This window comes from Bacteroides sp. A1C1 (assembly GCF_004328515.1).
GTDB classification, from domain to species: Bacteria; Bacteroidota; Bacteroidia; order Bacteroidales; family Bacteroidaceae; genus Bacteroides; species Bacteroides uniformis.
This window is the reverse complement of record NZ_CP036491.1, coordinates 2,916,125-2,928,095: the sequence shown is the minus strand read 5'-3', so window position 1 is coordinate 2,928,095 and position 11,971 is coordinate 2,916,125. Positions and strand designations below refer to the sequence as shown.

Genomic DNA, 11,971 nt, shown 5'->3' with positions numbered 1-11,971 from the left:
TAAAGATTTAAAGGTTAACATATAAGATAACTTTTTCTCATTTTATACAAATATCCATTTTAATCACTACTCTTTCGATAGTTATGTATTGTACAAATATAGAAGAAATACAACGGCAAGTTATCAAGAAAAAATCAAACAGACAAGAAAAGGAAAAGAAATATAACCTGTGTAGCACGAAAATATGATATGTATTAGGAAAAGAGTCCTAATCGAGAGTGCCTAAAATAGCGGAGCGCAATTTGTACAAATTGCGCTCCGCTCCATACTCTATTGTTACTTTATTACAATTATCCCTCCCGCCGAATGCGAAGCATACTCCGGAGCATACGCACACTGTATCGTGGCCAGCCCCGTTTCGTATGTTCCGCCACGAGCTATGCGATAACTGTGCTCTAAGACATAAACGCCTTTGCCCAAATGGTCGAAGAAGAAATTGGTTGCGGCATCTTCCACTTCTGCATAATAACCGAGGCCATTACTCCAACGATAACCGGAAAGCGAGCCTATAGGTTCAAAGCAGGCACCCCGCTGGTCTTTCAACTGAACAAAATCCATAGTACGGTCCAAGCGGATAGTCAAACGGGCCACTATTTTATCACCGACGGATAATACGGTCCCTTCCGTAACCGGTTGCAAGGACTTGCTACCACCGGCCGATATACGCTCTACATAAAGTTTCTTCTCTACATTCAATTCCCCCCCTGCTGCTTTACATCAGATATGGGTGACAGATACTGGGCATAAACAGCTCCCCAGGCAATGCCTGCATCCCGTTTCTCTACGGTGACGGTTTTAGCTTTCAGCTCCGGACTTCCTTGAGCGAAGGTTTCCTTGACATAACCCAAACCCGGGATTATGGTCTTTGTAGGCGACAATGTTTCCAAAACTTTGTTACCTAACGTGATACGTACGTCTCCCCGACTTTCCAGCAGATTAGTACCTTGACAAAGCAATGCATAAACAGCATCAGCCGTTGCAACCGGAGAATTCCAACTGGTAGTCTGCTTCTGTTTCAGCAGCCAGAGTTTCATTTCCTCCACCAAAGCATCGTTGCCACCTGCCATACGCAGGGCTTCCATTACTTCCACATGGGCAGGGATGGGCAGCATACCCCAGTTATACGGATTTGCTTGGAAAGCAAAGTATGCACCCAGTTCATCCGTCTGTACCAGATGTTCCTTGAGGGAAGCGATGAATTCATTCGCCTCGGCTGTACGCCCTACTGCTTTCAGGATGATGGCAGACTGCGCCTTGCTGCTCATGGTTCCATCTTTAAGATTGGCACCTACTTTTGATAGGAAATAGCGGTAAGCCGCTTGATTGTCTGCCGGCACTTGTTCGCCGCTAAGGGCTATCAGATACAGATATGTCATTGCCGATTCGGAGTTGACAGTAATTCTAGCGCCATTTTTCTCAGCTTTACGGATATTGCGATACTCTTCCAAAGCCTGCAGATTCAAATAGCCGAAAGCTTTCTGCCGCATGGCGGCAACTTCTTCAGACAGTTCATTTTTCGTCAGCAGAGGAAGACGAACAAGTAATTCTGTAATATAGCCAGTTATATAGCGGCTACCGGACATTCCCTTATACCAGCTCCATCCACCGTCTTCACCCTGCAATTCTTTCAATTTGGTAAAAGCGGAAAGATTGCGGTTATTCAGTTGGTTGATATCAAACAGCGTGGCAATACGTGCCTGCTGTTCGGCTTCAGTAGTAGCTTCCAGTACCCACGGAGACTCGCTGAGCAGGATATTCTTCACATCCTGATTCTTCTCCAACTGGCTGAGGAAGGTTTCTTTCGTGCCACCGGCAGCCTTCCAACTGTCAAATACAGTCTTAATGCGGGGCTGGCTGTTGGCAATGAAGCCTGCCAGACTATTGGCATACCAAGCTGTAGCCCAAGAAATGGCATTATCATTGGCAGGCAGGCTCAATGCCGGCAACGCTTGTACAGCATACCAAGCCGGATTCCCGGTAAATTCTACAGTCAGACGACGGTCTGTCGCTGTACGGCTATTACGGTTGAAAAGGCTGTCTAATGAGAACGTACGGGTCTCCTCGCCACGGATAGGCATAGCAAGCGTTTCCGTAATATACTCCTTATTACTTAATACGGGCAACAGATGCTGCTCGCCATCGCTAAACGTACCTCCATCGGCAACCATACGAATACCAAGCAAATCATAGCGGTCGGACACTTCGAAATGGAAGTTGACAGCAGTATTTCTTCCTGCTTCTACCAAGAATTTCTGACGTTGAGTAGCAATAACTTTCTCCGTCATAGGGTCGAACAGTGTGAATACTGCTGTTCCTTTCACCGCTTTACCCGTCAGATTGGCTATTGTTCCGGCTATCTGTGTTTTATCTCCAACGCGGACAAACCGAGGCATATTCGGAGTCAGCATAAACTCCTTGGCAGTTACAACGGAAGCATCCAATATCCCAGTCAGCATATCCTTAGTATGTGAGTAACCACGGAAATTCCAACGAGTCAAGCTCTGCGGCATCGTAAAAGAAAACGCAAGCTCCCCTTGTTCGTTTGTACGAAGTTGAGGATAAAAAAAGGCTGTTTCGGCAAAGTTGGTGCGAAGCCCCTCAATAGGTTGCAAGGCCTCGCCAACCGGTATCGTTTCCGATTCAAAAACAACATCTTCCACCGCGTCTTCCACTACTTGTGCAGGAACATATTTCACTTCAACGGCATTCCCGGATTCTGCTTTGGAAGCAAGCATCGGCTGGTTGGCACCACGTATTCTAAGATTACCGGTCAAAGAGCTATTCCGGGTAGTCCCATACCCCACAACACTTACTTCTTCCAAAAGCGCATTGTCTTCTACCATCACTATCCGCATCCTTCCATCCATATAAGAAGAACAGAAGTAGTCAAACGACCACACCGGAACCCTCCAAGCCTTCAACGGGAAATAAACGGAGAAGTAATTGCTATTATAACGGCTCGCACCACGGAATGCCCCATACAGATTATCCGGATAGAAAACCCGTAGTATCTGGTTACTCTTATAAATCTTATCCAGTGAAGCGTCGTACATCGTAGCCAACATCTCAGCCGCAGCAGGCATACCTTGAGGCGTCTTTATGACGAGCTTCCACTCTTCTTCCTGTCCGGGACGCAAACGGTCACGGAACACTTCCCATTTCATGTCGAGAGCACGTTCCGGCTCCCGCTTCTTCAGTTCAACCTGATGACTGTACATCTCGCCAGCTTTCACAAAACTGAAAAGAATGGTGATTCCCTTGCCATATGCTTCCTTATAAGGGAATTCCATACGAATAATAGTATCATTCAACTGCAACACACGGCTTTCAATGCGTTTTCTGTCACAAAAGACATCCATCAGCACATATGCATCCCGATAAGAAGTCCCCAAAAGAAAAGCGGCAGGGTACTGTACATCAAATTCCTCATTTTCTTTATAATAAAAGAAATCTGTAAACGTAGCCGGACGCTTGTCACTCTTTGAAAAGAGCATGAAACTGTCACTGCCATATGCCCCATTATTCTCTTCACGTCCCAAACTATCACGTACAGAAAGTTTCAAGCGATAGTTACCTGAAGGAAGCTTGTTCCAAGCCGAAAAATCCTGGAGCCGATTGGCCATGAAGTCCCCCTCTAATATTACATCAGTCAAAGGGTCAGAGTCTCCTATATTCCTCCCCCGATCCCGTTCTGTTAATGGATACAGATAATAGGAGCCTTTCATATCTTGAGGAACATTCATCATATTATTCACTCTAAAAGTGAACAGCATGCTATCTTCCTTACAAACATATTGAGGCAGGCGGACATCAAAGGAATAAGCCTTAGGGCCTGCCAGCAAGTTATACGAAGCGGACTGCGTTTCACCAGCCTCATCCGTCACCACCGCCTCCACATGATAAGTATACACACTTCCATACCCGTCTGTATCTACAACCGGAACCTCTAAAGTCAAGGGTATGGAAAAATCCCCGTTGGCATCCAATTGTATGGTGTCAGACAGTAATGGTTTATCAGCATTGCTCCAATAGCCAGGTCTCGGATTCCGGCGAGTCACCGTATATGCCAATGGCACATCCTGTACCATCATGCCATTGAAAGCCTTGACATTTCCTTTCAACACTACCTTGCCCCCCAGTCGGTAAGCTTCCGAAACCGGAGTGAAGGCAATCTCAAACGTAGGTCGCTTGTACTCCTCTACCCTAAAAGTGACGGTAGATTGAGGCTCTTTAGTCCGTATACTGAACATGCCATTCAGGCAAGCTGCCGGAAGTACAAACTCCGTAGCAAAAGAGCCGAAATCATTGGTCTGCACCTTCCTAGTGGCAAGTTCCTTTCGGTTGGCATCCAACAAGACAAGCTCATAATCAACTCCTTGTAGCACCTGGGCATTATCACTGTTCTGTTTGTAAGCTATTCCTTTTACATGGACGGTCTGCCCGGGGCGATAAAGCGAACGGTCTGTCAGCAATGCCATCTGCCTCCAATCTGTATCCTTTATACCGTAATAAGAATGATTCATATAAACATTCTGCGGCATCATACCTGTGTCTCTGCCTTTACGCGCCACATAACTTCGGATTCCACTCTGCCAGGGTAATACAGCTTTCCCCCCGGCATCAGTCAGTACCTCTGCCATCACTTTTCTATTCTTCTCATCATAAGAAGAGTAGAAACTCACTTTGGCATCAGCAATCGGCTGTCCGCTACGGGCATCCAATGTAACCACTTCCATATGGTCGTCACCCAAATCCAATGTCAGCACCTTGAAGCGAGTAGATACCAAAAATTTATCATCTGTACGGGCCGTTTCAGCATCAGGTACTATTTGAAGAATATAGACTCCCGTTTCCCGAGGTATCATGAACTTAAATACAGTGTCCGAGGCAAGATAAGGGACATCTTCAGGCAATTTATCCTTGCCTGGCAACGGCTTTAAGCCAAAATGCGTGGAAGAAAACTTCCGGGCATATTTTCTATAAGTATCTTTATTTATACCATGGTCCATCCAAGGCACTTCACTTAAAGTAGTGGCATATAAGTTGAGAGTGAAGCCCCCGACATTACGATAATGCAGTCTCATATTTACCGAATCGCCGGGATAACCGCTTTCATTCATAGTCAGAATGAGTTCAGGCTGCAAAATCTGTTCACGGATATTTTTCAACTCATTGATACGCTTATACGCAGGATAGCGCTTCAAGCCTTCTTCACAGACTTTTAGAGCCTCATCAGCGCGTTTCGGTTCCAAACGGCGCAGGTGGTTGGCTTTATGAATGTAAACCTCGGCACAAACCTCTCGTGAACCGTATTCCTTTATCAATTTATCCAAAACCTCAAGATATTCCCGATTAGCCTTTTCCTGACGCATTCGGAAAGTAGGATAAGGCTGCTGGCTGATACCACCGGTCAGCTTCCAGCTCCAATAATCAAGAGAACAGAGCAACATAGCATCTTCCGAACCGGCACGATGGCGATAAGCATTCATCATATCCAGATAAATCCTTTCGATACGGGCCTGTACCAAAGAATCCACACTGAAACCATCCAGTTGCCGATAGGCATCAACAGCACGGCTTACCAAGAGATGGTACATATCGTGCCCATAGAACCGGCTACCGTCTTCCAACACCACAAAAGGCACATATTTTTCTGCAGATGTATCAAGCAAGCGGATGGAATCCTGCAAGGATGCACGGTTACACCTATCTATTTTATCCACAAACTGGCTGATACTCCACTCACGGATATCTTCCGGGACCTCGTCAACAGCCAGTAGAGTACGTGACAGCAAGACACGGCGATTCTTCCGCATCAAGTCAACATATTCATATGCCAACAAAGAGTGTAGAATAGCCTTGTTCACAGGATTCCTCTCCGATTGTGCCCAAGATTCCATATATTTCAGACTGGAGTAAAGGCTGTCCGGAGTCAGCCCCTCTTGATAAGTCTCCCTACAAATGTAGGCTTTCAACATTTGCGGAGCATTCTGCTCTTGCCGACCTTTCCGATAGATTTCATCAGCCAGTTTTATCACTGTTTGAGGCAGGCTTTTCTTTTGAGCCTGCTCCACCTGCTTCCACAACTTATCGTACGTCTGCGCATACAATGCCGCCCCCCCAAATGTAACCAGCAGCAACAATATGCTACAAATTCTTTGAATTACTCTCATGATTATTCGTTTGTTAGTCTTTGTATTAATAACAAAGGAAGTGAATAAAGTTCAAACAAATGTACTTTTAGATATAAAAAATCTTATTCTACTCCTACAAAAAAACAAGGGATATGTTTGCAAACATATCCCTTGTTCTATACTTAAATGTTAGTGTACTCACATTTGGAGGCTATAATATCTCATTGCCTCCATCCAATTCTTACCAGCGGCGGTAAGAATGTGCTTAAATGAATTTGCAATCTTCTTTTTCATAATCTTAAAAAATTAAACCAATACCTGAAAACTAAAATTCGATACTTCACGAAAGGGAAGGAATGCTTAAAGCATTACATATCCCCAAATGTTCTTATCGGCTTCGCCGACATGCTTAAAAAAACTCTTTAACACTTTCATTTTGTTATCCTCCTAAAATCAATCTTGTTATCCTTAAAAAATCTACTAGTTTTCTATTGTTTTCATGTTTTACAACACAAAAATAGAGCCTTTGTTCAAGATAGCAAGCAAAAAATGGATAGAAAACATGTTTTATAACACATTTCTTGACTTAAGTCAATTTTCAAGGAGAAAGTGAAAGGATATTGACATGCATTGTAATAAGTCCGAGACATTCTGGCAGAAAGAGGACAAACTGTCACAGATAAAAAAGGCAGGATACTTATAAAGCACCCCGCCCCTATTCATAACATAAAGTATTCTCTACTTTTCAGGAGTCTGCTCCAATGTAGCCACCAAGAAATCATAGAACTTGGAAACAGTAGGAATTAATGCACGCTCGTCCGGTGAATGCGGAGAACGCAAAGTGGGACCGAAAGAAATCATATCGAGTCCTGGACAATTGGCACCAATAATACCGCATTCCAGACCTGCATGAATAACCTTCACGGCAGGTTCCACACCAAACTGCTGCTTATAGGACAGCTTCATGGCATGCAGTATAGGAGAATCCACATTGGGCTGCCATCCGGAATAACCACCACTCAATTCCACCTTCATACCTGCCATAGCGAAACAAGCTGTCAGGCTGTCTGCCAGGAAATCCTTCATTGTATCGCAAGAACTACGCGCCAAAATACGAACTTCGGCCTTACCATCTGCAATGGTTACGATAGCCAAATTAGAGGAGGTTTCTACAGTATCGGGAACAGTAGGAATCATACGCATCACACCATTCTGGCAAGCCATCAACACGTTAATCATATTATCCTGGATTTCTGAGGGAACAACGGCAGCAGGTAGAGTCACCTCTTCTACACTCAGAGTAATACCACTTTCAATCGGAGCATATTCGTCATTCAGTTGTGCCTCGTATTCCTTCATATAATCTTCCAAACCGTCCATATCCTCAGGATTGAACACCAATACCGCATGTGCTTCGCGGGGGATAGCATTACGCATATTGCCACCTTCAAAACTTGCCAGCTGGGAGTCAAACTCAATCAGCAAATCATGTACGATGCGTGCCAACAATTTATTGGCATTACCGCGCCCTTCATTGATTTCCAAACCGGAATGACCGCCACGCAAACCTTTCAACGTAATTTTACGAGCAACGAAATCGACCATAGGCATCTCCTCCTTATATTCCAAAGTAGCAGTAATATCAAGACCACCGGCACAGCCGATATAGAGTTCTCCTTCGTCCTCAGAGTCAAGGTTCAGCAGAATTTCCCCTTGCATAGTTCCCGGTTTCAAACCGAATGCACCATACATTCCCGTTTCTTCATCCTTGGTAATCAGGGCTTCCAATGGACCATGCTTCAAGTTATTATCTTCAAGTACCGCCATAATAGCAGCCACTCCCAAACCATTATCTGCCCCCAGCGTAGTTCCTTTGGCTTTCACCCAATCACCGTCAACATAGGTTTCAATGGGATCTGTTGTAAAATCGTGGATAGTATCGTTGTTCTTCTGGGGCACCATGTCCATATGCGCCTGAAGGATGACGCCCTTGCGGTTTTCCATACCCGGAGTGGCAGGCTTACGAATAATAACATTGCCGACCTCGTCGACAAATGATTCCAACCCCAAGCCTTTTCCAAAATCAATAAGGAATTTGGTAATCTTCTCCATATGTCCTGACGGACGGGGAATCTGGGTCAGTGAATAAAAGTGCTTCCATACATTCTGTGGAGCTAACTGTAAGATTGTACTCATAATTCTAAAAAGTTAGTTTTCGCAAATATAACGGTTTATTCTCGGAAAGTACAATAAACCGGGATTTTTCTAAAGTACTAAATCATCGGCTATCTTAAATATGGCTTTTACATCATTTAGGAATTTCTCCCGCTTCCATATACAAGCAACAATATCGTTTAAAGAAACCAATCTTCCAACAACCTTTACGACTCCAGTACATATAAGGAAATGCCGAAGTTATTGCAAAGAAGTATTACAGTACTTTTAAAGGAGTACTACAGTGGTTCTCTATAAATAACTGTTTCTGTCCTCTAACATAAGAAATAACAATATAGGAACCCACCACAAGAAACGTCTATTTCTTTGTCCTATTCGCCAACACCAGGTGCAACGCCCCGTAGATGCCCAGCACTATCACCAGCAACGTCTGTATGCCATGCACTATCAGCGCAAAGATACCCGCATCCGTAGCATTTACCCCATAAAGCATCATCATAGTGATGACAGCAAAGTGCCAGGGACCTGCCCCGTTGGGCGTAGGAACAATGACTGCAAACGTTCCTCCGACAAACATCACCATTCCGGCAAGGAAACTAAGGTGCTCTGTAAACTGGAAGCAATAGAAAGTTATATAGAAATGATAAAAATAGCATAGCCAAATAAGTAAAGTGTAAAGAACAAACAAAGGCACATTCTTCACATTCTTAAGCGACATCACACCTTCCCATATATTCAAGACTACCCCCTTCACCTTTTCAAAAAAAGAGAGCATACGCAACAGAAAATAGAGAAGTACCAGAACACCAATAATAGAAAAAAGAGCCACATAAAACCAAGGAGAAGTCACAAGATGCATCAGTGATGGAATCTTGGTGCCCGTCTCCTCAAAAAAACGAAAAAAAACGGGCATCTGCACCAAAAAAGTAATCCCCGTAATCAACAGAATGCAAAGCGTATCTACCAACCGCTCTGTCACCACCGTCCCCAAGGACTTCGCAAAGGAAACATTATCATATTTGGCAAGTACTCCACAACGTGAAACCTCTCCCACACGGGGCAGTACCAGATTGGTGGCATAAGATACGAAAATGGCATCGACGCAATCGCTTGTTTTGGGATGAGCATCCAGAGGCTCCAAAGTCTGCTTCCAACGCCAGCCTCGCAACACATGGCTCATCACACCGAAGAACAAGGACAACAACATCCACCACCAGTTCGTCTGATGAAGTAGAACTTCTTCTGCCTTTGAAAAGTCAAAATCACGATATACCCAATAGAAGATAAAACCACCCAATAAAATGGGTAAGATGATTTTCAACGTCTTTTTTAGCAGCTTATTCATACGATATTCCCAAATTCTTCATTCTTCATTCTTCATTCTTCATTGAAAAGAACTACCTTTGCTCCGTGTAAAGATAGGTTGTTGTTCACGTTACAGCCTACGTTTACGGAGCAAAAGTAATGATTTAGTTGATACATGAGAGTAGTTAAACCTAAAAAGTTTCTCGGGCAACACTTCCTGAAAGACCTGAAAGTGGCACAAGACATTGCCGACACGGTAGATGTCTGTCCCGAAATTCCCATCCTCGAAGTTGGTCCGGGAATGGGAGTGCTGACCCAGTTTCTTCTGCCCAAAGAACGCAACGTCAAAGTAGTAGAACTGGACTACGAGTCAGTGGCCTACCTACGGGAAGCCTATCCGCAACTGGAAGACAACATCATTGAGGACGACTTCCTCAAAATGAATCTGCAACGATTGTTTGGCGGGCAACCTTTTGTGCTGACGGGAAACTATCCTTATAATATCTCCAGCCAGATATTCTTCAAAGTGCTGGAATATAAGGATCTGATTCCCTGCTGTACGGGTATGATACAAAAGGAAGTAGCCGAGCGCATAACCGCTGGGCCGGGCAGCAAGACATACGGAATCCTAAGTGTACTGATACAAGCATGGTACAAAGTGGAGTACTTGTTTACGGTACACGAACATGTCTTCAACCCGCCCCCAAAAGTTAAAAGTGCCGTCATCCGCATGATGCGCAATGAAACGCACGATTTAGGCTGCGACGAGAAATTGTTCAAGCAAGTAGTGAAAACCACGTTCAACCAACGACGCAAGACACTGCGGAACTCCATAAAACCGATACTCGGCAAAGACTGTCCACTGACGGAGGACGTATTATTTAATAAACGCCCGGAACAACTGTCCGTAAAGGAATTTATTCAACTGACCAACCAAGTGGAGCAGGCATTGAGAACAATTAATGATTAATGGTTAGTGATTAAACACGAATAATCATGGAAATAGACGAAGAATATATAGACAAAGTCAAAAGCCTGATAGAACAGAAAGACGCGGAAAACGTCAAGACACTTTTGACCGACCTTCATCCGGCGGATATTGCAGAACTATGCAATGACCTCGGCTTGGAGGAAGCCCGCTTCGTTTACCGCCTCCTTGACAACGAAACGGCAGCGGATGTACTGGTTGAAATGGACGAAGACATCCGGAAAGAATTCCTGGAACTTCTTCCTTCGGAGACCATTGCCAAACGTTTCGTGGATTATATGGACACGGACGATGCCGTAGACCTGATGCGCGAACTCGATGAAGACAAGCAGGAGGAAATACTTTCGCACATCGAAGATATAGAACAAGCCGGTGACATCGTTGACCTGCTGAAATATGATGAAGACACTGCCGGTGGTTTGATGGGTACGGAAATGGTGACTGTCAATGAAAACTGGAGTATGCCGGAGTGTCTGAAGGAAATGCGCCTGCAAGCTGAAAAGCTGGATGAAATTTACTACGTATACGTCATCGACGACGAAGACCGTCTGCAAGGAGTATTCCCATTAAAGAAAATGATAACTTCCCCTTCTGTCTCCAAGGTAAAGCATGTGATGCGAAAAGATCCTATCTCCGTCCATGTAGATACCCCCATTGACGAAGTGGTGCAAATCATCGAAAAGTATGACTTAGTGGCAGTTCCTGTTGTAGACAGCATCGGGCGCCTGGTAGGCCAGATTACCGTAGACGACGTCATGGACGAAGTCCGCGAACAGTCGGAACGTGATTACCAGCTGGCATCCGGTTTGTCCCAAGATGTAGAAACGGACGATAATGTTATGCGCCAAACTTCAGCCCGCCTTCCATGGCTACTCATCGGTATGCTGGGCGGTATAGGCAACTCCATGATATTGGGCAACTTCGACACGACTTTCGCCGCCCACCCGGAAATGGCCCTTTATATTCCGTTGATTGGCGGTACGGGGGGAAACGTGGGAACCCAGTCGTCTGCCATCATCGTACAAGGCCTTGCCAACAGCTCACTGGATGCCAAAGACACCTTCAAACAGGTAGCTAAGGAAGCTGTAGTGGCGGTTATCAATGCAACCATCATTTCCCTGCTAGTATACATTTATAATTTTATCCGGTTCGGAGCTACGGCTACGGTCACTTATTCCGTCTCCATCAGCCTCTTTGCAGTCGTCATGTTCGCCTCCATCTTCGGAACGCTAGTCCCCATGACTTTAGAGAAGCTGAAGGTTGACCCGGCCATTGCCACCGGCCCATTTATCTCCATCACCAATGACATTATAGGCATGATGCTGTACATGGGTATCACAGTCTTACTGTCATAAAAACAAGAAAATAG

Annotated in this window: 4 protein-coding genes and 1 pseudogene; 2 read left to right on the top strand and 3 right to left on the bottom strand. The window is 44.8% G+C overall.

Going from position 1 to position 11,971, the window contains the following annotated elements:
- Nucleotides 1-276 precede the first annotated feature (276 nt).
- From EYA81_RS11790 to EYA81_RS11780, 3 genes and pseudogenes are all read right to left on the bottom strand, one after another.
- A pseudogene (locus EYA81_RS11790) lies at nucleotides 277-6,173 on the bottom strand (alpha-2-macroglobulin family protein).
- A gap of 699 nt (nucleotides 6,174-6,872) precedes the next feature.
- Nucleotides 6,873-8,330, bottom strand: coding sequence for an aminoacyl-histidine dipeptidase (locus EYA81_RS11785; RefSeq protein ID WP_117599309.1), 1,458 nt, complete (start codon nucleotides 8,328-8,330; stop codon nucleotides 6,873-6,875).
- 337 nt (nucleotides 8,331-8,667) lie between these two features.
- The gene (locus EYA81_RS11780) at nucleotides 8,668-9,654 is read right to left on the bottom strand and encodes a lysylphosphatidylglycerol synthase transmembrane domain-containing protein (RefSeq protein ID WP_117599308.1); all 987 of its coding nucleotides are present in this window, start codon (nucleotides 9,652-9,654) and stop codon (nucleotides 8,668-8,670) included.
- 135 nt (nucleotides 9,655-9,789) lie between these two features.
- Here EYA81_RS11780 and rsmA point away from each other — a divergent pair, with 135 nt between their 5' ends.
- Together rsmA and mgtE are read left to right on the top strand one after the other, a co-directional pair.
- Entirely contained in the window at nucleotides 9,790-10,584 is a 795-nt protein-coding gene (rsmA, locus tag EYA81_RS11775) for a 16S rRNA (adenine(1518)-N(6)/adenine(1519)-N(6))-dimethyltransferase RsmA (RefSeq protein WP_117599307.1), read from the top strand.
- 26 nt (nucleotides 10,585-10,610) lie between these two features.
- Nucleotides 10,611-11,957 carry a magnesium transporter gene (mgtE, locus tag EYA81_RS11770; RefSeq protein ID WP_165491386.1) on the top strand — a complete coding sequence of 449 codons (1,347 nt, stop codon included), beginning with the start codon at nucleotides 10,611-10,613 and terminating at the stop codon, nucleotides 11,955-11,957.
- Nucleotides 11,958-11,971: the final 14 nt, after the last annotated feature.